Annotated in this window: 22 protein-coding genes; 4 read left to right on the forward strand and 18 right to left on the reverse strand. The window is 65.1% G+C overall.

Translation table 11 applies throughout. The features are described 5' to 3' along the window. Positions 1–157 precede the first annotated feature (157 nt). Positions 158–1,006, forward strand: coding sequence for a posphoenolpyruvate synthetase regulatory kinase/phosphorylase PpsR (gene ppsR, locus NX782_RS00285; protein WP_258843474.1), 849 nt, complete (start codon positions 158–160; stop codon positions 1,004–1,006). Positions 1,007–1,110: 104 nt separating this feature from the next. Here the strand turns inward: ppsR and NX782_RS00290 are convergent, their stop codons facing one another. From NX782_RS00290 to rpsB, 17 genes are all read right to left on the reverse strand, one after another. Further along, positions 1,111–2,313: an EAL domain-containing response regulator gene (locus tag NX782_RS00290; protein ID WP_258843475.1), complete on the reverse strand. Its 1,203-nt coding sequence runs from the start codon at positions 2,311–2,313 to the stop codon at positions 1,111–1,113. A gap of 71 nt (positions 2,314–2,384) precedes the next feature. Then, on the reverse strand, positions 2,385–3,191 hold the full coding sequence (locus NX782_RS00295) for a TrmH family RNA methyltransferase (protein WP_258843476.1): 807 nt from the start codon (positions 3,189–3,191) through the stop codon (positions 2,385–2,387). Then, positions 3,188–3,871 (reverse strand): ribonuclease HII, encoded by a 684-nt coding sequence (gene rnhB / locus NX782_RS00300; RefSeq protein ID WP_258843477.1) that lies wholly within the window; start codon positions 3,869–3,871, stop codon positions 3,188–3,190. Before rnhB ends, NX782_RS00295 begins: the two co-directional genes overlap by 4 nt. Positions 3,872–3,887: 16 nt before the next feature. Then, positions 3,888–5,069: a lipid-A-disaccharide synthase gene (gene lpxB, locus NX782_RS00305; protein ID WP_258843478.1), complete on the reverse strand. Its 1,182-nt coding sequence runs from the start codon at positions 5,067–5,069 to the stop codon at positions 3,888–3,890. After that, entirely contained in the window at positions 5,053–5,844 is a 792-nt protein-coding gene (gene lpxA, locus NX782_RS00310) for an acyl-ACP--UDP-N-acetylglucosamine O-acyltransferase (RefSeq protein ID WP_258843479.1), read from the reverse strand. Before lpxA ends, lpxB begins: the two co-directional genes overlap by 17 nt. Then, complete coding sequence (gene fabZ / locus NX782_RS00315) at positions 5,844–6,344, reverse strand: 3-hydroxyacyl-ACP dehydratase FabZ (RefSeq protein ID WP_258843480.1); 501 nt, start codon at positions 6,342–6,344, stop codon at positions 5,844–5,846. The genes lpxA and fabZ overlap by 1 nt, the downstream gene beginning before the upstream one ends. After that, entirely contained in the window at positions 6,341–7,399 is a 1,059-nt protein-coding gene (gene lpxD, locus NX782_RS00320; RefSeq protein WP_258843481.1) for a UDP-3-O-(3-hydroxymyristoyl)glucosamine N-acyltransferase, read from the reverse strand. Before lpxD ends, fabZ begins: the two co-directional genes overlap by 4 nt. 87 nt (positions 7,400–7,486) lie before the next feature. Beyond that, complete coding sequence (locus tag NX782_RS00325; protein ID WP_258843482.1) at positions 7,487–7,987, reverse strand: OmpH/Skp family outer membrane protein; 501 nt, start codon at positions 7,985–7,987, stop codon at positions 7,487–7,489. Positions 7,988–8,028: 41 nt separating this feature from the next. Further along, a complete protein-coding gene (bamA, locus tag NX782_RS00330) occupies positions 8,029–10,389 on the reverse strand; it encodes an outer membrane protein assembly factor BamA (RefSeq protein WP_258843483.1) in 2,361 nt (786 codons plus the stop codon). A 54-nt stretch (positions 10,390–10,443) separates the two neighbouring features. Then, positions 10,444–11,790, reverse strand: coding sequence for an RIP metalloprotease RseP (gene rseP, locus NX782_RS00335; RefSeq protein ID WP_258843484.1), 1,347 nt, complete (start codon positions 11,788–11,790; stop codon positions 10,444–10,446). A 4-nt stretch (positions 11,791–11,794) separates the two neighbouring features. Next, entirely contained in the window at positions 11,795–12,973 is a 1,179-nt protein-coding gene (ispC, locus tag NX782_RS00340; protein WP_258843485.1) for a 1-deoxy-D-xylulose-5-phosphate reductoisomerase, read from the reverse strand. 59 nt (positions 12,974–13,032) lie between these two features. Continuing rightward, positions 13,033–13,860, reverse strand: a complete 828-nt coding sequence (locus NX782_RS00345; protein WP_258843486.1) for a phosphatidate cytidylyltransferase — start codon at positions 13,858–13,860, stop codon at positions 13,033–13,035. Between the two features lie 6 nt (positions 13,861–13,866). Then, complete coding sequence (gene uppS, locus NX782_RS00350) at positions 13,867–14,616, reverse strand: polyprenyl diphosphate synthase (RefSeq protein WP_258843487.1); 750 nt, start codon at positions 14,614–14,616, stop codon at positions 13,867–13,869. 114 nt (positions 14,617–14,730) lie between these two features. Next, positions 14,731–15,291: a ribosome recycling factor gene (frr, locus tag NX782_RS00355; RefSeq protein WP_258843488.1), complete on the reverse strand. Its 561-nt coding sequence runs from the start codon at positions 15,289–15,291 to the stop codon at positions 14,731–14,733. 31 nt (positions 15,292–15,322) lie between these two features. Further along, positions 15,323–16,039, reverse strand: a complete 717-nt coding sequence (gene pyrH, locus NX782_RS00360) for a UMP kinase (RefSeq protein WP_258843490.1) — start codon at positions 16,037–16,039, stop codon at positions 15,323–15,325. Between the two features lie 174 nt (positions 16,040–16,213). Then, positions 16,214–17,122, reverse strand: a complete 909-nt coding sequence (gene tsf / locus NX782_RS00365; protein ID WP_258843491.1) for a translation elongation factor Ts — start codon at positions 17,120–17,122, stop codon at positions 16,214–16,216. 144 nt (positions 17,123–17,266) lie between these two features. Then, positions 17,267–18,016 (reverse strand): 30S ribosomal protein S2, encoded by a 750-nt coding sequence (gene rpsB, locus NX782_RS00370; RefSeq protein WP_258843492.1) that lies wholly within the window; start codon positions 18,014–18,016, stop codon positions 17,267–17,269. Between the two features lie 231 nt (positions 18,017–18,247). Here rpsB and map point away from each other — a divergent pair, with 231 nt between their 5' ends. The 3 genes from map (at position 18,248) to NX782_RS00385 (ending at position 22,541) form a co-directional block, all read left to right on the forward strand. Beyond that, positions 18,248–19,072 (forward strand): type I methionyl aminopeptidase, encoded by an 825-nt coding sequence (gene map / locus NX782_RS00375; protein WP_258843493.1) that lies wholly within the window; start codon positions 18,248–18,250, stop codon positions 19,070–19,072. An 11-nt stretch (positions 19,073–19,083) separates the two neighbouring features. Next, complete coding sequence (locus tag NX782_RS00380) at positions 19,084–21,687, forward strand: [protein-PII] uridylyltransferase (RefSeq protein WP_258843494.1); 2,604 nt, start codon at positions 19,084–19,086, stop codon at positions 21,685–21,687. A gap of 107 nt (positions 21,688–21,794) precedes the next feature. After that, positions 21,795–22,541: a pseudouridine synthase gene (locus NX782_RS00385; RefSeq protein WP_258843495.1), complete on the forward strand. Its 747-nt coding sequence runs from the start codon at positions 21,795–21,797 to the stop codon at positions 22,539–22,541. A 69-nt stretch (positions 22,542–22,610) separates the two neighbouring features. Here the strand turns inward: NX782_RS00385 and NX782_RS00390 are convergent, their stop codons facing one another. Beyond that, positions 22,611–22,934: a hypothetical protein gene (locus NX782_RS00390; RefSeq protein ID WP_258843496.1), complete on the reverse strand. Its 324-nt coding sequence runs from the start codon at positions 22,932–22,934 to the stop codon at positions 22,611–22,613. Between the last annotated feature and the right edge of the window lie 70 nt (positions 22,935–23,004).

Raw genomic sequence — 23,004 nt, forward strand, 5'->3', positions numbered from 1 at the left:
AATCTTTCGCGGATCGTCCAGGCCAACCATGCTTTCTTGTTATTCTTCGTGCCGTGGCCCACAATCCTTACTACCGTTGCCGAGCATTTTAACCCGCGTTTGTGCATTGCACCGTGTGGCCCCTGCAACTTTGTCATCATCTTAGCAAAAAGGCACCATGACTCCTTCCAGCACACCGCCCAATCCGAACGCCGCCCGCACCGTTTTCTTCGTTTCCGACGGTACCGGCATCACGGCCGAGACCTTCGGCCACGCGGTGCTGAGCCAGTTCGAGATGCGCTTCCGCCAGATCCGCCTGCCCTTCATCGATACGATCGAGAAGGCCTACGACGCGGCGCGCCGCATCAACGACGTCGCCCTGTCCGACAACCAGCGCCCGATCGTGTTCTCGACCCTGGTCAAGCACGACCTGTCGAGCGTGATCCGCGCGGCCCAGGGCATGCACATGGATTTGTTCCAGACCTTCGTCGCGCCGCTCGAGCAGGAACTGGGCGTGAAGTCGACCCACACCATCGGCCGCATCCACAACGTGGTCGACAGCGAGGAATACAAGAGCCGCATCGAGGCGATCAACTTCTCGCTGGCCCACGACGACGGCCAGTCGCACAAGAACCTGGCGGAGGCCGACGTGATCCTGGTCGGCGTCTCGCGCTCGGGCAAGACCCCGACCAGCCTGTACCTGGCGATGCAGTACGGGATCAAGGCCGCCAACTACCCGCTGATTCCGGACGATTTCGAACGCGGCAAACTGCCGTCGGCGCTGCCGCCCTTCAAGCACAAGCTGTTCGGATTGACGATCACGCCGGAACGCCTGGCCGAGATCCGCAACGAGCGGCGCGCCGGCAGCAAATATGCGTCGATCGAGAATTGCCGCTACGAGGTCAACGAGGCCGAGACCATGATGCGGCGCGAGGGGATACGCTGGCTGTCGTCGACGACCAAGTCGATCGAGGAGATTTCGACGACCATTCTTCAGGAGATCAAGCCGGATCGTCGGGAATATTAAGCCCTGCCACCGTCGTTCCCGCGCAGGCGGGAATCCAAGTTGAGCAAGCGGGCAGCGAACAAACTTGGGTCCCCGCCTTCGCGGGGACGACGGGCGGCTGCGGGTTAGAAAAAGTGCCGCCAATCCTCAAGCCACCCCGGAAACGCCGAAGCCGCCATCGGATTGGCAATATGGTAGCCCTGCGCATACGTGCAGCCCAAGCCCTGCAGGAAATCCCAGTCCTGGCGCGTCTCGACACCGACCGCCACCGACATCCGGTCCAGGCTGTGCGCCAGCCCCAGGCAGGACTTCAGCACGGTGCCCAGCGGGCGCTTCTTGGAGGCGCCGTCGACGAAGGAACGGTCGATCTTCAGTTCCGAGAACGGAATCCGCGCCAGCAGCTGCAGGTTGGAGCGCCCGGTGCCGTAGTCGTCGATCGCCAGGCCGAAGCCCATCATGCGCAGGCGCACCAGGCGCTCGATGAAGTCGGCGTCGAATTTCAGGATCGCCGCTTCGGGGATCTCGAACGTCAGGTAGTCGGGCATCAGGCCGTGGCGCTTCATGCAGGATTGCACCTGGCGGATGAAGTGGGGATGCGCCAGCGTTTCGGGCGCCAGGTTCAGCGAGATCGAGATCGGGATGCCCTGGTCGTGATACTTGCGGCAGCACTCGACCGACAGCTCGATCATGGTCCAGTCGAGGAAGTCGATGCGGTTGTTCTGCTCCAGCGCGTCGATGAAGGCGCCCGGGCCCAGCACACCATGCTCGGGATGGCGCCAGCGCGCGAAGGTCTCCAGGCCTTTCACCTGGCCGGTCGCCAGTTCGATCTTGGGCTGGAAGAAGGGTTCGAACTGGCGCTGCTGCAGGCCGACGCCGACCTCGGCGAAACTGAAGGCCGGCGAGCTGGGGGCCGCACGCGGACGGGCCGGCGGCTGCAGGTTGTCCAGCAGCGTCTTCAGCTTGGCGCTGGAAACCGGCTTGGCCACCGTGCCGAGCAGCTCGACGCCATAGGCCTGAGCCAGGGTCTCGACCGAGAACAGCACGCTGGCCGGCTGGGCGCCGATCACGATCAGGCGCACGCCCGACTTCAGGCCCGCGATCGCGCGCAGCAGTTCGAGGCCGTCCATGCCGCCCAGGGCCAGGTCGATGACGGCGACGTCGACTTTCGGCGTGAAGCCGGCCTGCAGGGTGCGCAGCGCGGTCGGGCCGTCGGGCACGTCGGTGACGCGGCTTGCGCCGAGCTGGCCGAGCGCTTCGATCAGCGCGCGGCGCTGCACCGGTTCGGCTTCCGCCACCAGGAAATGTAGGTTCTGTAAAGCTGACTGCATTGTGTCCATTCCGACTCCGCTTGCCCAGCCCAAAGGGTACATGGCGCCAGCGGCGGCGTCCATCTTTGGCGTTAGCGCTGTTGCCGCGACTGCCGCAGTTGCCGCAGTTGCTCAAAAAAGCACACCGCGGCGCAGGCGGCCACGTTCAGGGACTCGACCTGGCCCGCGTGCGGCACCGCGACGCGCCGGCTGGCCAGCTGCAGCAGTTCATCGGACACGCCCTGCCCTTCGTGACCCAGGACCCAGGCCACCGGCTTGGACAAGTCCAGCGCCGGGTCGTACAGGCTGTCGGCGGCATAGCCGCTGGTGGCCAGCACCGGCACCTGGGCGTCGCGCGCCAGCGCCGGCAAATCGGCGTTCTCGAAGATCTCCAGCACGAAGTGCGCGCCCATCGCTGCGCGCAGCACCTTGGGCGACCAGCAGAAGGCCGTGCCGGGGCTGCACCAGACCTGCCTGATGCCGGCCGCGCCGGCGCTGCGCAGGATGGAGCCGACGTTGCCCGGGTCCTGCACGCCATCCAGCAGCACCGCGGAGACGGTGAGCCGCTGCGGCAGCGCGGGGCTGGGGGTCTCGATCACGAACACCAGGTTGACGCCGTGCTCGACCTGGCTGATGGCGCCGAACAGCGCCTCCGGCAGCGCCGTCACGTGGCCGCGGGCGGCCTCGACGCGCTCGACGATGCCCGCCACTTCCGGGTTGGCCAGCGCATCCTCGGACACCACGCAATGCGCCGGCAGGCCCTTCAGGTCGAGCCAGGACTGGCACAGGTGCACGCCGTCCAGCAGCGAGCGGCCGGCCTTGCGGCGCGCCTGCGAGCTGGTGGCCAGTGCTTTCAGCTCCTTGTAGAAGGCGTTGTCGCGCGAACTGACGGTCTTCATGCGGCCACGCCTTCGAGGCTGGCGAACAAATCCGGTTCGCAAGGGTCGGGCTTTAGAAGCGCGCGCACCGGCGCAAACGAGCGGCGGTGCACCGGGCACGGGCCGTGCAGGCGCAGGCGTTCCAGGTGCAGCGCGGTCGAATAGCCCTTGTGCTGGTCGAAGGCGTACTGCGGGTAGGCTTCGTGCAGCGCCACCAGGGCGGCGTCGCGCGCGGTCTTGGCCAGAATCGAGGCCGCCGAGATGGCGTGCACCTTGTCGTCGCCCTCCACCACCGCGTGGGCGCGGATCGCTGGCGGCAGCTGCGGGCAGCGGTTGCCGTCGATCAGGGCGATGGTCGGGGTCAAGCCCAGCTGCTCGACCGCGCGGCGCATCGCCAGCATGGTCGCCTGCAGGATGTTGATGGTATCGATCTCGTGGTGCGAGCACTCGGCGATGGCCCAGGCCAGCGCCTGTTCGCGGATGATCGGGGCCAGCTCGTCGCGCCGCGCCTCGGTCAGCTTCTTCGAGTCGCGCAGGCCTTCGATCGGCCGCTTCGGATCGAGGATCACGGCGGCGGCGAACACCGGCCCGGCCAGCGGTCCGCGGCCGGCTTCGTCGACGCCGCAGACGATGTCGTCGAGCGTAAACGGACGGTTTTTCACCGGCAGGCCGGGATAGAAATTGAACTTCTTTTTCGTCATATGACTGGTCTAACTGTTACCGTTTGCCGATGACTTCGAGCACGGCCTTGCTGCTCTCTTCGGCGCTGTCGCGCAGCAGGCTGTGGTGCATGTCCAGGAAGCGCTGCCGCAGCCTGCCGCGGTTGGCCTCGTCCCTCAGCTGGAACCAGACGGCGTCGGCCAGGGCCTGCGGCGTGGCGGCGTGCTGCAGGAACTCCGGCACCACGAATTCGCGCGCCAGGATGTTCGGCAGCCCGATCCATGGCAGGTAGCCCATGTTCCGGATCAGCAGCCATTCGGCCTGCACCACCTTGTAGGCGATCACCATCGGCTTCTTGAACAGGGCCACTTCCAGCGTCGCCGTGCCGGACGCCGCCAGCACCGCATCGGCACTGGCGATGCAATCGTGCGACTGGCCGTCGACCAGGCGCAGCGTGCCGCCGTCGATGAGGTCCCGGTGACCCGCTTTCGCCAACAGCTCCACAAGATACGCCTTCTGGCGCTCGCCCGCCATCGGCGCGACGAAACGCAGCGCCGGGTCGCGCTTCGCCAGCAGCGCGACGGCGCCGGCGAAAGGCGCACTGAGATGCTTGATCTCGACCATGCGGCTGCCCGGCATCACGGTGACGACCTTCGCATCCTCGGGAATGCCGAGCCGGCGGCGCGCGGCGGCCACGTCCGGCTGCAGCGGAATCTGCTCGGCCAGCGGGTGGCCGATGTAAGTGGCCGGCACACCGGCCTTTCGATAAATCTCTTCCTCGAAGGGGAAGATCAGCAGCATGTGCGAGACCGCGCGCTGGATCTTCTTGATGCGCCCGCCGCGCCAGGCCCAGATCTGCGGGCCGACGAAGTGCAGGGTCGGGATGCCGGCAGCGCGCAGCTGTTCTTCCAGGCCCAGGTTGAAGCCGGGGTAATCGGCGCCGATGAAGGCCGCCGGACGCTCCGCAAGCAGGCGGTCGCGCAGGCGGTTCTGGATGCCCTTCAGCTCGCGATAGCGCAGCAGCACGGGCAGCAGGCCGCGCACCGTCAGGGTGTCCATCGGCACGTCCGACTGCAGGCCCTGCTCCAGCATGCGCGGCCCGCCGATGCCGGTGAAGCGCAGGTCCGGCAGGTGCGGCTTCAGCCCGGCCATCAGGCGCGCCGCCAGCATATCGCCGGAGACCTCGCCTGCGACTAAGGCGAGATGCGGGGCGAGCTGTGTTTCAGCGGACGATGCCACGGGTCGTGGTGCCGAGGAAGTCGAGCATGGCCTGGATCTGCGGAGCAGCGTCGCCGCCTTGCGCCGCATCCTGGGCCAGCTTGGCCTTGGCTTCTTCCAGCGTCAGGCCGGTACGGTAGATGTCCTTGTAGGCCGCGCGGATGGCGTTGATCTGCTCGCGCGTGAAACCGCGGCGCTTCAGGCCCTCGATGTTGACGCCGTGCGCCTCGGCCGGGTTGCCGGAGACGAGCACGTAAGGCGGCACGTCCTGGGTCAGGCTGGTGTACATGCCGATGAAGGCATGCGCGCCGATCTTGCAGAACTGGTGCACGCCGCAGTAGCCCGACAGGATCGCCCAGTCGCCCACCTGGACGTGGCCGGCCAGCTGCGCGTTGTTCGAGAAGATCGTGTGGCTGCCGACCTGGCAGTCGTGCGCCAGGTGCACGTAGGCCGAGATCCAGTTGTCGTCGCCCAGGCGGGTCACGCCCGCGTCCTGGGCGGTGCCCAGATTGAAGGTCGTGAATTCGCGGATGGTGTTGCCGTTGCCGATTTCGAGGCGGGTCGGCTCGCCGGCCCACTTCTTGTCCTGCGGCGCCGCGCCCAGCGAGGCGAACTGGAAGATCTTGTTGTCCTTGCCGATCGTCGTGTGCCCTTCGATCACGACGTGCGGGCCGACCACGGTGCCGCTGTCGATGCGCACGTGCGGGCCGATGATCGAATAAGGGCCGACCTCGACCGAGCTGTCCAGCTGGGCCTGCGGATCGACGATCGCGGTCGGGTGAATCCTGCTGCTCATTACTGCCCCGCTGCCGCCGGTGCGCCGGCCGATTCGTTGGCACGGATGGTGCACATCAGTTCCGCTTCCACCGCGACCTTGCCGTCGACGCTGGCCTGGGCCTTGTACTTCCAGATGCCGCGCGAGCTGCGCAGGATCTCGACGTCCATCCTGAGCTGGTCGCCGGGGCCGACCGGGCGCTTGAAACGGCAGTTGTCGATGCCGACGAAGTACACCACCGAATTCTCGTCCGGCTTCACGTTCATGGTCATGAAGGACAGGATGGCCGCGGTCTGGGCCAGCGCCTCGACCATCAGCACGCCCGGCATGACCGGCTGGTGCGGGAAGTGGCCGTTGAAGAACTCCTCGTTCACCGTGACGTTCTTGATCGCGGTGATGGTCTTGCCCAGCTCATAGTCGACCACGCGGTCCACCAGCAGCAGCGGATAGCGGTGCGGCAGGTATTCCTTGATCTGGGTGATGTTGAGGATCTTCGATTCGGTGGTCTGTTCGGTCGTCATTTTTGTTCTGCGTTGTCAGTCAGGTTTTTGATTTGCTTTTCCAGCGTGCGGATCTTTTCGCGCATCGAAGACAGGTTGCGCACGATGGCGGCGCTCTTCTCCCACTCCGCATTCTTGGCCAGCGGGTAGAAGCCGGTGTACTGGCCCGGCTCGAGCACCGAGCGCGAGACCATGCTGCCCGAGGAGATATGGACATTGTCCGCGATTTCCAGGTGGCCGAGCACCATGGCGGCGCCGCCGAAGGTGCAGTTCTTGCCGATCCTGGCGCTGCCCGCCACGCCCACGCAGCCGGCCATGGCGGTGTTCGCGCCGATGTGGCAGTTGTGGCCGATCTGGATCTGGTTGTCGAGCTTCACGCCATCTTCGATGATTGTGTCGGCCAGCGCGCCGCGGTCGATCGTGGTGTTGGCGCCGACGTCGACGTCGTCGCCCAGCAGCACGCGCCCGGTCTGCGGAATCTTGATGTAGACGCCGTTTTCCTTGGCGAAGCCGAAGCCGTCGGTGCCGATCACGGCGCCCGAATGCAGGATGCCGCGCTTGCCGATCCTGCAGCGCGCGTGGAAGGTCACGTTGGCGAACAGGTGCGTCTCTTCGCCGATCTCGGCCTCGCGGCCGACGAAGCAGCCGGCATCGATGATCGCGCCAGCCTTCACCACGGCGCCCGCTTCGACCGTCACGTTCGGGCCGATATGCGCACTGGGGTCGATGCTGGCGCTGTCGTGGACCACGGCGCTGGGGTGCACGCCCGGCGCCGGCGGCGTTTCGTCGAGCGCCGCGAAGTACTGGGCGACGCGGGCGAAGTAGGCGTAGGGGTTGGTGGTGACGATGCGCGTGCCTTCGTAAGTGGCGGCGACGGTGGTGTCGTCCATCGGCGCGACGATCAGCGCCGCGGCCCTGCTCTGCCCCGCGAGCGCGCGCAGTTTGCTATTGCTAAGAAAGCTGATGTGCGAAGCATCGGCGCTGTCCAGCGGGGCGATGCCCTGAACCTCGAGGTTCGGGTTGCCCACCAACTGTCCGCCGAAGCGTTCGACCAATTCACCCAGTCGAGTGCCCATCTGGTCGTTCCGTAAAAAGTAAAATCTGAATAATGATACGCCGGCCGGGCGCTTCCGTCCGGCCGGCGTTCGATTGAAAGCAAGCGCTTATTTATCGAGCAGCTTGAGTACGCGGTCGGTGATGTCGATGCGCGGGCTGGCCCAGATGGCTTCCTGCAGCACGACGTCGATGTGCTCCTGCTCCGCCACCTGCTCGATCAGCTTGAAGGCGCGCTGCGCGATGGCGGCGCGTTCCTCGTTCTTACGCTGCAGCAGGTCCTCGTTGAACTCGCGCTGCATGCGCTGCACGTCCTTCTCCATGTCGAGCAGTTCGCGGGTGCGGCGGGTGCGGTCGATGTCGTTCAGCTTCGGCGCGTCGTCGTCGAACTTCTCGCGCGCGCTCTTGAAGCGCTTGACCATGTCGTCGACCTGCTTCTGGCGCTTGGAAAACTCGGCCTGGATCTTCTCGTCGGCGTTACGCGCCAGTTTCGATTCCGTCATCAGCCTTTCGGTGTAGATGAAGCCGATCCGGCCGGTCGCCTGCGCCTGTGCATTCGCATGCAGCAGCGCGCCCGCGCACACGGCGGCAAGCGCTGCGATTCTGGGCAAGGAGGCTATCGATTTATTCAACATGAGCTCCGCAATCCTTATCAGAAGCCGGTACCCATCTGGAACTGGAAGCGTTCCAGGCGGTCGCCCGGCTTGGCGTTCAAGGGCTTAGCATAACTCAACTTGAGCGGACCCACAGGGGAAATCCACGACAGGCCGATACCCGCCGAATAGCGCAGCTGGTCCAGGCGCAGGCGCTGGCCTTCCTGGTAGACCTGGCCGGTGTCGGCGAAGGTGAACCAGCGCAGCGAACGGTCGGTGCCGCTGCCCGGGAACGGGAACTGCAGCTCGGCGTTGCCGATGAGGCGGCGCGCGCCGCCCAGCGCGTCCAGGGTACGGTAGTCGACCAGACCCAGCGACGAGCTCTCGTAGCCGCGCACCGAACCGATGCCGCCGCCGTAGAAGTTCTTGAAGACCGGGTAGGCGTGGCCACCCATGCCGCCGCCGATATCCAGTTCGCCCTTCAGCGCCAGCGTCATCCAGCGCGTCAGCGGACGGTACCACTGGTGTTCGTAGATCATGCGGTAGTACTTCGAATCGCCCAGCAGGTCGAGCTCGAGGTTGGCGCGCTGATAGCGGCCGCGGGTCGGCGTGACCGCGCTGTCGCGCGAATCGCGGCCCCAGGCCACCGTGAACGGGATCGCGTTGGTGGTCGCGCTGCCGACGCCGGTGGTGCGGGCCAGTGCGTCCTTCGAGTTCTGGCGCACGAATTCCTGGTACGGGGTCGGCGAGCTTTCGTCGGTCTCCAGCTTGGTGCGTTCCACGCCGGCGCCGAAGTAGACGGTGTCGATGTCCGAGAACGGCACGCCGAAGGTCAGGTTGCCGCCCAGCTGGCGCACGGTGTACGAACCGATGTTCAGCGCCGGCGGACGCGAGGTGCGCAGGTAGAGCTGGAAGGCGCGCGACACGCCTTCGTCGGTGAAGTACGGGTCGGTCTGCGCGAACGACAGCGTGCGGTTGTACTTGCTGGTATTCAGTTCGATGCCGACCGTGTTGCCGCTGCCGGCAAAGTTGGCCTGCGTGACCGAGGCCGTGAAGGTGAACTTCTCGGCCTGCGAGAACGCGCCGCCGATCATGAAGTTACCGGTCGGCCTTTCGACCACGGCGATGTTGACGTCGACCTGGTCGGTGGTGCCCTGGGATTCCGGGGTTTCCACGGTCACGTCCTTGAAGTAGCCGAGACGGTCGACACGGTCGCGCGACATCTTCACGCGGGTCGGGTCGTACCACGAGCTCTCGAACTGGCGGAATTCGCGGCGGATCACTTCGTCGCGGGTGATCGTGTTGCCCGAGATCGTCATGTGGCGCACGTAGGCGCGCTTGCCCGGATCGACGATGAAGGTGAACTTCACTTCATGCTTGGCCTGGTCGATCTCCGGGTTGGCGTTGACGTTGGCGAAGGCGTAGCCGAAGCTCGCCAGGCGGTCCGAAATACGCTTGTTCGAGGCTTCCAGCAGCTCGCCGGAATAGGTCTGGCCCGGACGCAGCAGGATCAGGTTCTGGAGTTCCTGCTCGCGGCCGAAGGTCTCGCCTTCCATCTTGATGCCGGTGACGGTGTACTTCTCGCCCTCGGTGATGTTGATGGTCAGGTAGATGTCCTTCTTGTCCGGGGTGATCGCGACCTGCGTCGATTCGACGGTCGCTTCCAGGTAGCCGTGGTTGGCGTACCAGGACTTGATCGATTCCAGGTCGCCGGTCAGCTTCTGCTTGGAGTACTGGTCGGCCTTCGAGTACCAGGTGAACCAGCCCGAGGTGTTCAGCTGCAGCAGTTCGCGCAGCTGCTTGTCGGTGAAGGCCTTGTTGCCGACGATGTTGATGCCCTTGATCTTGGCGACATCGCCTTCGTCCACGTTGAACATGATCGTCACGCGGTTGCGCTCGATCGGGGTCACGGTGGTGGTGATCTTCACGCCATACAGGCCGTGCGACAGGTACTGGCGCTTCAACTCCTGCTCGGCGCGGTCGACCGACGCCTTGTCGAAGATCTTGGTCTCGCCGACGCCGATTTCCTTCAGCGCCTTGACCAGCATGTCCTTCTCGAATTCCTTGGTGCCGGTGAAGTCGACGCTCGAAATCGCCGGGCGTTCCTCGACCAGCACGACCAGCACGCCGTTTTCTTCTTCCAGGCGCACGTCCTTGAAGAAGCCGGTGGCGTACAGCGCCTTGATCGCGGCGGTGCCCTTGTCGTCGTCGAAGGTTTCGCCGACGCGTACCGGCAGGTAGCTGAACACCGTGCCTGCCTCGGTACGCTGGATGCCTTCGACCCGGATGTCCTTCACGACGAAGGGAGCGACGGCGGCGGCGTGACCGGCGCAAAGCGCCAGCACGGCTGCGCCGATCAGGCTACGACGGGAGGGCAAGGCGAAGCGTGGCAGAACAGGACGATCGGTGTGTAATTTCATTGGTTAGATCAATGGGTCAGTCATTTGGACAACGTACGTATTCTGCGCCCGGTATCAGAACAGCCGCACCAGGTCGTTGAAGACGGCGAGCGCCATCAGCATGAGCATCAGGCCGAACCCGGCGAGCTGCGCGATCTCTCCTACTCGCGCTGGCAGGGGGCGCCCGGTCAAAACTTCCAGCGAATAATACAGCAATTGGCCGCCATCCAGAACGGGAATTGGTAACAGATTCATTACACCCAGGCTCAGACTGATGAAGGCAAGTATCTCGATATATGTACCGAAGCCCCTGTCTACGGCCTGTCCGGCGACGCCGGCGATGGTCAGCGGACCCGACACGTTCTTCAGCGAGACTTCGCCGGTCAGGATCCGGCCCAGCATCTTGAGGGTGGTGACACTGCCGTCCCAGGCCCGCGCCGCGCCTTTGGCGATGGCATCGAGCGGTCCGGCTTTCACCGTGACCATTTGCGGCAGCTGCGCCATCTCCAGCTTGATGATCCCCTGCCCCGATTTTTCGTCGCGCTCGGGCGTCACCGTCGCTTCGAGCGGCTGGCCGTCGCGCTTGAGGCCGAACTGCAGGCTGCGCCCGGCCGCTTTGCGTACCGCCAGGATCACGTCGACGGCGTCGATCACCGGTTTGCCGTCGATCGCCGTGATCAGGTCGCCGGCGCGCAGGCCGGCGCGCGCGGCCGCGCCACCCGGCACCACCGCGCTCGCCACGGCCGCCGGACGCCAGATCTGCAGGCCGAGACCTTCCATGATGTCGTCCTTGCCGTCGGGGTCGAAACGGGCGAGGGTCGCTGCCGGAATCACGGCGCGGTAGCTGTCGCCGCCCTGGCCATGCAGGGCGAATTCGGCGTCGCGTTTGTCGATGGCCGCGCGCACCACCTCCCAGCGCAGCTCGCTCCACGACTGGACCGGACGGCCGTTGACGGCCTGGATGGCGTCGCCGCCGCGCACGCCGGCCACGTAGACCGGGGTATCGGCCGGCATCGCGCGCAGACGCGTGCCCGGTTCCTCTTTGCCGGCCATGAACAGGCCGGCCATCAGCAGGATCGCCACCACGAAATTGACCGCGGGACCGGCGGCGATGATGGCGATACGCTTCCACACATTCTGGCTGGTGAACTCGCGCGCTGCTTCTTCGGCGTCGACCGGGGCCGAGCCCGGGTCGCGCTTGTCGACCAGTTTCACATAGCCGCCCAGGGGCAGTACCGACACCGCCCACTCGGTCTGGTCGCGGCCGAAGCGGCGCGACCACACCACGCGGCCCATGCCGATCGAGAAGCGGCGCACCTTCACGCCGCACAGGCGCGCCACGCAGTAGTGGCCCAGTTCGTGCAGGATGATCAGCGGCCCCAGGCCAAGCAGGAAGCCGATCAGGATATGGCTGAAGGACATGGCGTCAGGTCCGGGCCAGGCCGTCGACGATGCGGCCGGCCGCCAGGCGCGCCTGCGCGTCCTGGGCCAGCACCGCCTCGATGCTGGAGGCGGCGCCGTGGGCTTCCTCGTCCATCACGCGGCGCACCACGCGGTCGATGTCGCGGAAGCCGATGCGGCGGTCGAGGAAGGCTTGCACCGCCACCTCGTTGGCCGCGTTCAGCAAGGCGGGCGCGGTGCCGCCGGCGCGCAGGGCGTCGAAGGCCAGCGCCAGGCACGGGAAGCGCTGGAAATCGGGGGCATGGAATTCGAGCGCCGCCATCGTCGTCAGGTCCAACTGCGCGACGCCGGAGACGATCCGCTCCGGGTAGGCCAGCGCGTGCGCGATCGGGGTGCGCATGTCGGGGTTGCCGAGCTGGGCCAGCACCGAGCCGTCCACGTAGGACACCATCGAGTGGATCACGCTTTGCGGGTGGATCACCACCTCGATCCGGTCGGCCGGCGCGCCGAACAGCCAGTGGGCCTCGATCACTTCCAGGCCCTTGTTCATCATGGTGGCGGAATCGACCGAGATCTTGCGGCCCATGGCCCAGTTCGGGTGCTTGCAGGCTTCCTCGGGGGTCACCTGCTCCAGCGTCCCGACGGCGCGCTTGAGGAAGGGCCCGCCGGAAGCCGTCAGCAGGATCTTCGCCACGCCGGCCGCTTCCGGCTCGCGTGCGTAGTGTGCGGGCAGCGACTGGAAGATCGCATTGTGTTCGCTGTCGATCGGCAGCAGGGTCGCCTTGTGCTCGCGCACCGCGTCCATGAACAGCTGGCCGGACATCACCAGCGCTTCCTTGTTCGCCAGCAGGACCTTCTTGCCGGCGCGCGCGGCGGCCAGGGTCGGCGCCAGGCCGGCGGCGCCGACGATGGCGGCCATCACGGTGTCGGTGTCGCTGCTGGAGGCGATCTCGCACAGGGCCTGTTCGCCGTAAGCGACCTCGGTCGGCAGGTCGGCGATCAGCTGGCGCAGGCGCGCGGCGGCCTCGGCCGAGCCGACGACGGCGCGGGCCGGACGGAATTGGCGGCACTGGACCGCGAGTTCATCGACGCGGCTGTGCGCGCTCAGCGCATACACGCCGTATTGGTCGGGATGGCGCGCGAGCACGTCGAGCGTCGAGACGCCGATCGAGCCGGTAGCGCCCAGGATGGTTACGCGTTGCATGGCATTTTCCATTATATGCGGCCGGTTCAACGTGGCCAGGCCATGTTAAACCGATCGGCTTATAGCTGCGAGCCGATAAGGGCTGCCAGCGGCAGGACCGGGATCAGGGCATCGATACGGTCGAGGACGCCGCCGTGGCCGGGCAGCAGGTTGCTGCTGTCCTTCATGCCGGCGCGGCGCTTGAGCTGGGATTCGAACAGGTCGCCGACCACGCTGGCGGCAACCATCAGGACCAGGATGGCCAGCAGCGCCGGCCAGCCGAAGCCGTGCGCGACGCGCGCGGCGAAGGTGTCGGCGAAGGCGTCGCCGCCGAAAACCACCGACAGCGAAGCCAGCACCAGCACCGCGATGCCGCCGCCGATCGCACCTTCCCAGGATTTACCCGGGGAGATCGAGGGCGCCAGCTTGCGCTTGCCGAAGGCCTTGCCGGAGAAGTAGGCGCCGATGTCGGCCACCCAGACGATCGCCATCACCGACAGCAGGAACACCGGCGAGTGCTGGAACAGCACCACGATGGCGATGAAGCAGCCGAAGATGGCGAAGCCGTACAGCAGGCTCAGCAGCGTGTTGACGGGGCTGCCCAGCGGCGGCAGGCCCAGCTTGAGCGAAGGCGTGAAGCGCGCGATCCACAGCGCCAGGCTGAGCGCGGCCCAGAATGCCGGACTGCCGTGGCCGCTCAACACCGAGAAGGCGAACACCGCCGCCCATACCAGGGCGATGATGTGGCCGCTGGCGGTGCCGGGATTGAACAGGCGCACGCATTCCCAGATGGCGGCGCCGAAGAACACCGTGGCCACCACCGCGAACGCCGTGAAATTGTTGAAATACAGGACTGGCAACAGGATGGCCAGCAGGACGAGAGCGGTGATGACGCGGGTTTTCAGCATCAGTTATCAAGCCTTGGTAGCGACCTGCTCGCCGGTGCGGCCGAAGCGGCGCTCCCGGCTCTGGTAGGACGCGATCGCGGTATCGAGCGATTCCGGCGAGAAGTCGGGCCAGAACGCGTCGGTGAAGTACAGCTCCGAATAGGCGAGCTGCCACAGCAGGAAGTTCGAGATGCGCTCTTCGCCGCCGGTGCGGATGAACAGATCCGGCTCCGGCGCGTAGGCCATCGCCAGGTGCGGCGCCAGCATCTCTTCGGTGAATTCGGTCGCGCCCGGATTGGCCGCCACCATCTTGCCGGTCGCCTGCATGATGTCCCAGCGGCCGCCGTAGTTGGCGCACACGGTCACGGTCAGGCGGCTGTTGTTGGCGGTCTTGCGCTCGGCGTTGGCGATCATGTCCTGCAGCTTCGGGTCGAAGCGCGACAGGTCGCCCACCACCTTCAGGCGGATGTTATTGGCGTGCATCTTCGCCACTTCGCGCTCGAGCGCGGTGACGAACAGGCCCATCAGGTACGACACCTCGTCGGCCGGACGGCGCCAGTTTTCCGAGGAAAAGGCGAACAGCGTCAGGTACTCGACGCCGCGCTCCACGCAGGCTTCGACGATCTTGCGCACGGCGTCCACGCCCTTGACGTGGCCGGCCACGCGCGGCAGCAGGCGTTTGGTCGCCCAGCGGCCATTGCCGTCCATGATGATGGCGATATGGCGCGGCACCTTCGGCGCGTCGGGAACTGCGGTGGTCGAACTTTTGAAAATCATAAATCAGGCCGGAATCGGCGGTAAAAACGAGGCGCCGGCACGGTCACCCGGGCCGGCGTACACGATTGCAAGGACAGGGCAAAGCGCAGGGACAAGCGCCCCTCCCCCGCCAGCTTACACCGTCATGACTTCTTTTTCTTTTTCTGCAACCAGCTTGTCGATGTCGACCACGGCCTTGTCGGTCAGCTTCTGGATGTCGTCCGAGGCGCGGCGCTCGTCGTCTTCCGAGATCGCCTTGTCCTTGACCAGTTTCTTCAGCTGCTCGTTGCCGTCGCGGCGCACGTTGCGCACCGCGATCTTGGCGTCTTCGGCTTCCGACTTGCACAGCTTGACCATTTCCTTGCGGCGCTCTTCGGTCAGCGGCGGGGTCGGCACGCGGATCATTTCGCCGAACGAGGACGGGTTCAGGCCCAGGTCGGAGTCGCGGATCGCCTTTTCGATGGTGCCCAGCATTTTCTTCTCGTACGGCTGCACACCGATGGTGCGGGCGTCGATCAGGGTCAGGTTGGCGACCTGCGACAGCTGGGTCGGCGAACCGTAGTACTCGACCGTCACGCTGTCGAGGAGACCGGTGTGGGCGCGGCCGGTACGGACTTTCGCCAGGTTGGCCCGCAGGGTTTCGATGGATTTCGCCATCTTGTCCTGGGCATTTTTCTTCACGTCAGCTACGGACATGCTGCTCTCCTGTTTTTCTAAATTACGGATGTTAAACGTGTACCAGTGTACCCTCGTCTTCGCCCATGATCACGCGCTTGAGCGCGCCCGGCTTGACGATCGAGAACACCTTGATCGGCAGCTTCTGGTCGCGGCACAGGGCGAACGCGGTCGCGTCCATCACCTGCAGGTGCTTGGCGATCGCTTCGTCGAAGGTGATCGACTCGTAACGGGTTGCATGCGGATCCTTCTTCGGATCGGCAGTATATACGCCATCGACCTTGGTTGCCTTCAAAACAATCTCGGCCGAGATCTCGGAGCCGCGCAGGGCGGCCGCGGTGTCGGTGGTAAAGAAGGGATTACCGGTGCCGGCAGCAAACACGACCACCTTGCCTTCTTCGAGGTATTGCAGGGCCTTCGGGCGCACGTAGGGCTCGACCACCTGCTCGATGCCGATCGCCGACATCACGCGTGCGGTGATGCCCTGCTGGCGCATGGCGTCGGCCAGGGCCAGCGCGTTCATGACGGTGGCCAGCATGCCCATGTAGTCGGCGGTCGCACGGTCCATGCCTTGCGCGCCCGGCGCCACGCCACGGAAGATGTTGCCGCCGCCGATCACCACGGCCAGTTCCACGCCCAGCTTCTGCACCTCCGCCACATCGGCAACCATGCGCTCGATGGTGGCGCGGTTAATGCCGAACTGGTCATCGCCCATCAGCGCTTCGCCAGACAGTTTGAGGAGGACTCGTTGGTAGGCGGGTTTGGTCATGAATGGGCTCCTGGATGTTAGATGATTCGAATTCGGGGTACTGATGCAGGGTGGGCCAACGTGGCGCGAGCGTCACGCGTGGGCACAGGGTGCCCACCCTACCGGGGCGTCCGGACTTGCCCGGACGCCCCTGCAAAAACGGGCCTTGCGGCCCGTCTTCTTGCTTACTGCTGATTACTGCTTTGCTGCGGCCATCTGGGCAGCGACTTCGGCTGCGAAGTCGTCGACCTTCTTCTCGATGCCTTCGCCGACGACGTACATCGTGAATGCCTTCACCGAAGCGTTGTTCGCCTTCAGCATCTGCTCGATGCTCTGCTTGTCGTTCTTCACGAAAGCCTGGTTGAACAACGACACTTCCTTCAGGTACTTCTGCACGGAACCGTCGATGCGCTTGGCAACGATCTCTTCCGATTGCGGCTGCTTGCCTTCGGCGATGGCCTTGTCGGCATCTTCCTTGGCCTTCAGCTGGGCGACCGAACGCTCTTTCTCGATCAGTTCGGCCGGCACTTGCTCGGACGACAGGGCGACCGGCTTCATCGCGGCGATGTGCATGGCGACGTCCTTGCCCACTTGCTCGTCGGCGCCGTCGTAGTCGACGATCACGCCGATGCGCGAGCCGTGCAGGTACGAAGCCAGCTTGCCGGTGGTTTCGAAGCGCTGGAAGCGGCGAACGGTCATATTCTCGCCGATTTTACCGATCAGTGCCGTACGCACGTCGTCGAAGGTCTTGCCGTCGACCGGCAGAGCGGCCAGGGCGGCGACGTCGGCCGGGTTGTTCTCGGCGACCAGCTTGGCAGCCAGGTTGGCCATGGCCATGAATTCGTCGTTCTTGGCGACGAAGTCGGTTTCGCTGTTGATTTCGACCAGCGCGCCGACGTTGCCGGCGACGTAAGCCGTCACCACGCCTTCGGCGGTGATGCGCGAAGCTGCTTTCGAGGCCTTGCCGCCCAGCTTGACGCGCAGGATCTCTTCAGCACGGGCCATATCGCCTTCGGCTTCGTTCAGGGCCTTCTTGCATTCCATCATCGGGGCATCGGTCTTGGCGCGCAGTTCGCCGACCATCGCTGCAGTAATCGCTGCCATGTTGTTTCTCCTTAATGAGATTGTTCTTGCTGAATTCGCTTAAAAAAAGGGGCGCTCGATTACAGGCTCGGCGCCCCTTTTTGTACCGCGCGGGACCCTGGGTCCGGCGCAGCACGGCCGCGGGCGAAGGCCCGCGTTAACCAATTATGCCTGGTCGGAGACTTCGACGAATTCGTCGTCAGCCTTGGCTGCCATCTGCACGACTTCGTTGGTGGCGTTGGCACGGCCTTCCAGGATCGCATCGGCGACGCCGCGTGCGTACAGGGTGATGGCCTTCGACGAGTCGTCGTTACCCGGGATCACGTGGGTAACGCCTTCCGGCGAGTGGTTGGTGTCGACCACGCCGATGACCGGGATGCCCAGCTTGGCGGCTTCGGTGATGGCGCCCTTGTGGTAGCCGACGTCGACGACGAAGATCGCGTCCGGCACGCCGCCCAGGTCCTTGATGCCGCCGATGGACTTCTGCAGCTTGTCCAGTTCGCGCGAGAACATCAGGGCTTCTTTCTTCGACATCTTCTCGACTTCGCCCGACTCGATGGCGGCTTCCATGTCTTTCAGGCGCTTGATCGAGGTCTTGATGGTCTTGAAGTTGGTCAGCATGCCGCCCAGCCAACGCTGGTCGACGTAAGGCACACCAGCGCGCTGGGCTTCAGCGGCGATGATGTCGCGGGCCTGGCGCTTGGTGCCGACCAGCAGGATGGTGCCGCGGTTGGCAGCGATCTGCTTGATGGTCTTCATCGCATCCTGGTACATCGCCATGGTTTTTTCCAGGTTGATGATGTGGATTTTGTTGCGATGACCGAAGATGAACGGTGCCATTTTCGGGTTCCAGAAACGGGTCTGGTGGCCGAAGTGAACACCGGCTTCCAGCATTTCGCGCATAGTAACGGACATATGATTCTCCAGGGTTGGGTCTTGAATAACGGCCAGTCCACCCTTTTCGGGCACCCTTGTCGGCCGCATTCGCGATTCAATAAAAAGACGTTTTTTACAACATTGCTCGATACGGACACGAGCAACCCGAGATTCTAGCGGGATTCGGTCCTGATTTCAAGTTCATACGTATCGCGCGATCACATATAATGGATGGATATCCCTCGCAGAACTCATTGCAAGCAAAATATTATGTCCATTTCCATCAAGACCCCGGAAGAGATCGAAGGCATGCGTATCGCCGGCCGCCTAGGCAGCGAAGTGCTCGATTACATCACCCCCTTCGTCAAGGTCGGCGTCACCACCGGCGAACTCGATCGCCTCTGCCACGAATACATGGTCAAGGTGCAGGGCACCGTGCCGGCTCCGCTGAACTACGCGCCGCCGGGCTACCCGCCCTTCCCCAAGGCCGTCTGCACCTCGGTCAACGACGTGATCTGCCATGGCATCCCCGGCGACAAGGTGCTGAAGGACGGCGACTCGGTCAACATCGACGTCACCGTCATCACCAAGGATGGCTACCACGGCGACAACAGCCGCATGTTCCTGGTCGGCAAGCCGAAGCTGCAGGCGCGCCGCCTGTCGGAAGTCACCTACGAATGCATGTGGCTGGGCATCAGCAAGGTCAAACCGGGCGCGCACCTGGGCGACATCGGCCACGCGATCCAGCAGCACGCCGAAAAGAACGGCTTCAGCGTGGTGCGCGAATTCTGCGGCCACGGCATCGGCAAGGTCTTCCACGAGGAGCCGCAGGTGCTGCACTACGGCCACCCGGGCACCGGCGAAGAACTGGTGCCGGGCATGATCTTCACGATCGAGCCGATGATCAACGCCGGCGCCCGCGAGATCAAGGAAATGCCGGACGGCTGGACCATCAAGACCCGCGACCGCAGCCTGTCGGCCCAGTGGGAACACATGATCCTGGTGACCGAGACCGGCTATGAAGTGCTGACCGTCTCGGCCGGCACCCCGCCACCGCCGGCGATCGTCCTCGCCAAGGACGCCGTGGCGGCCTGAGTCCGCGCCGCATGACCGCCACGCCGATGCCAGGTTCCGCCACCACCGAACAGCCTCTCCTGCAGACGCAGCTGCGCCAGCGCCTGAAGGACGAGCGCAGCCACATCATTGCCGACTTCCGCGAGAACGGCAAACCCGAGAAGCTGCTGCGCGGCCTGCGCCACAGTGTCGACGGGGTGCTGACCGATGCCTGGCGCGCGGCCGGGCTGCCGTCGGACGCGGCCCTGGTCGGGGTCGGCGGCTACGGCCGCGGCGAGCTGTTTCCGCATTCCGACGTCGACCTGCTGATCCTGCTCGCCAACCCGGCCGACGCCCTCACCCAGGCGAAACTCGAACAGTTCGTCCAGCTGCTGTGGGACCTGGGCCTGGAGATCGGCCATTCGATCCGCACCGTCGACGAATGCATGAGCGAATCGGCGGCCGACATCACGGTCCAGACCAGCCTGCTGGAAGCGCGCCTCGTCGCCGGCAGCGAGGCCGTGTTCGCCGAGCTGCAGCGGCGCTACCACGAAGCGATGGATGCCCAGGCTTTCTTCCACGCCAAGACCGCCGAGATGCGGCTGCGCCACGCCAAGTACGAGTTTACGCCCTACAGCCTGGAGCCGAACGTCAAGGAAAGCCCGGGCGCGCTGCGCGACCTGCAAGTCATCCGTTGGGTGGCCCAGGCGGCGCAACTCGGCAATTCCTGGACCCAGCTGGCGATCCGCGGCCTGATCACGCGCGAGGAAGCGCGCCAGCTGATGGAAAAGGAATACGCGTTCAAGGACATCCGCATCCGCCTGCACCTGCAGACCCGGCGCCGCGAAGACCGTCTGGTGTTCGACGTCCAGACCGCGATCGCCGAGACCTTCGGCCTGCGCTCGACCGGCCAGGGCCTGGAAGCGCGCCGCGCCAGCGAATACCTGATGCAACGCTACTACTGGGCCGCCAAGACGGTGACCCAGATGAACACCATCCTGCTGCAGAACATCGAGGCCCAGCTCTTCCCCCACCCTTCGGTGCCGGTGCCGATCAACCCGCGCTTCAACGAAGTCAACGGCTTCATCGACATCGCCCACGACGACGTGTTCCAGGCCGAGCCCTCGGCCGTGCTGGCGATCTTCCTGGTGATGACCGAGCGCCCCGACATCAAGGGTATGACGGCGCGTACCATGCGCGCGCTGTGGCATGCGCGCACGCTGATCGACGATGCCTTCCGCGCCAGCCCGCTGCACCGGGCGCTGTTCCTGCGCATCCTGCAGGCGCCGGTCGGCCTGGTGCACGCGCTGCGCCGCATGAACGACATGGGCATCCTCGGCCGCTACCTGCCGAACTTCCGCCGCATCATCGGCCAGATGCAGCACGACCTGTTCCACGTGTACACCGTCGACCAGCACATCATGATGGTGGTGCGGAACATGCGCCGCTTCACGATGACGGAACATGCGCACGAATACCCGTTCTGCAGCCAGCTGATCGCCAACTTCCCGCGCCGCTGGCTGCTGTACGTGGCGGCGCTGTTCCACGACATCGCCAAGGGCCGCGGCGGCGACCATTCCGAGCTGGGCAAGCAGGACGTGCTGGAATTCTGCCGCGACCACGGCATCGCGCAGGACGACACGGCGCTCGTCGTGTTCCTGGTCGAGCAGCACCTGACCATGTCGCAGGTGGCCCAGAAGCAGGACCTGTCCGACCCGGACGTGATCGCCGCTTTCGCCAACCTGGTGAAGGACGAGCGCCACCTGACCGCGCTGTACCTGCTGACGGTGGCCGACATCCGCGGCACCAGCCCCAAGGTGTGGAACGCCTGGAAGGCCAAGCTGCTGGAAGACCTGTACAAGATGACGCTGCGCGTGCTGGGCGGCGAGCCGCCCTCGGCCGACCGCGAACTGCGCGCGCGCCAGCAGGAAGCCCTGGCCACGCTGCGCCTGTTCGGCCTGCCCCCGGATGCGCACGAGGCCTTGTGGAAGCAGCTCGACGTCGCCTACTTCCTGCGCCACGACGCCTCCGACATCGCCTGGCAGACCCGCTCCCTGCACGGCAGGCTGGGGCTCGACAAGCCCGTGGTGAAAGCGCGCCTGGCGCCGATCGGCGAAGGCCTGCAGGTGACGGTGTACGTGAAGGACCAGCCGGACCTGTTCGCGCGCATCTGCAGTTATTTCGACCGCAAGAATTTCTCCATCCTCGACGCCAAGATCCATACGACGCGGGATGGCTATGCGCTCGACACCTTCCTGATCACGGACGAACACTTCGCCAACAACTACCGCGACATCATCAGCCTGATCGAGCACGAATTGTGCGAAGTGCTGATCCGGCAGGAGCCGCTCAGCCCACCGCTGCGCGCACGCCTGTCGCGCATGTCGCGCAACTTCCCGATCACGCCGAGCGTCGACCTGCGCCCGGACGAGCGCGGCCAGTACTGGCTGCTGTCGATTGCCGCCAACGACCGCAACGGCCTGCTGTACGCGATCGCCAGCGTGCTGGCGCGCTACCGCATCAACCTGCACACCGCCAAGATCATGACCCTGGGCGAACGCGTCGAGGACGTGTTCCTGATCGACGGCCAGGCGCTGAACAACCAGCGGGTGCAGGTGCAGCTCGAGACTGAATTGCTGGATGCACTGAAAATCTGACCAATACCACCGTCATTCCCGCGCAGGCGGGAATCCATGCCGAGCCACTGAGAACGCGGCCGATGGATTCCCGCTTCCGCGGGAATGACGAATCAACATTTACTGCTATGACCGAACCCGTACGCCTCTCCAAACGCATGTCCGAACTTGGCCTTTCATCCCGTCGCGAAGCCGACGACTGGATTGCGAAAGGCTGGGTCCGGGTCGACGGCAAGGTCGTCAATGAACTGGGCAGCAAGGTGCTGCCGCACCAGAAGATCACGGTCGAGCGCCAGGCCGCGGCCGAGCAGAGCAAGCGCGTGACGGTGCTGATCAACAAGCCGGTCGGCTATGTGAGCGGCCAGGCCGAGGATGGCTACAAGCCGGCCGTGGTGCTGGTCAAGCCGGAAAACCGCTGGAAGGACGATCCCTCGCCCGAGCAGTTCCACCCGACCCAGCTGCGCTCGCTTGTGCCGGCCGGGCGCCTGGACATCGATTCGGTCGGCCTGCTGGTGCTGACCCAGGACGGCCGCATCGCGCGCCAGCTGATCGGCGAAGACACTTCCATCGAGAAGGAATACCTGGTGCGCGTGCAGTACACCAGGCCGGGCAGGCTGCCGGACGCGGATCTGAAGAAGCTGAATCACGGCCTGTGGATGGACGGCAAACCGCTGCTGCCGGCCAAGGTGCGCTGGCAGAACGACGACCAGCTCAGCTTTACCCTGAAAGAAGGCCGGAAAAGGCAGATCCGCCGCATGTGCGACATGGTGGGCCTGAAGGTGATCGGCCTGAAGCGGGTGCGGATCGGCCGCGTCAAGCTGGGCGAGCTGCCGCCGGGGCAGTGGCGCTATCTGGGCGCCGACGAGCGGTTTTGATGTCGCCGCGGGCACGGGGTGCCCGCCCTACGTAGGGTGGGCACCCCGTGCCCACGCATGTTCAATGGTTCAATGCGGCCGCGGCTGCATCCTGGTCCACGGATCCAGCACCCGTAACTCATCCAGCACCACGCGCGGGCCGTCGATGCTGCCGCCGCTTTCCTGGTCCCACTCGAGCTTGAGCTTGGAGCGGCCCTTGCGCAGGTCGACGCGGGCGTAGTCGACCCAGGCGTCGGCGCCGCCGTATTCGTAGGTCGTGATCCAGCCGGCGGCCTGCAAGGCATCCACCGTCTGGCGCAAGGCGAACGGGGGAAGCCCGTCGATGGTGCCGGGCTCCAGCCTAGGGTCGCCCAGCACGGATAAATATCTGACAAACTCCGAAATCCACGTCATCGCTGCCTCCCAACAAGGGTTGACGTGATTTCAGTCTATCAGCGGGTATCTGGCTTTGATGTTAGCCAAC

Origin of the sequence: Massilia norwichensis, from assembly GCF_024753245.1 — a bacterium.
GTDB classification, from domain to species: domain Bacteria; phylum Pseudomonadota; class Gammaproteobacteria; order Burkholderiales; family Burkholderiaceae_D; genus Telluria; species Telluria norwichensis.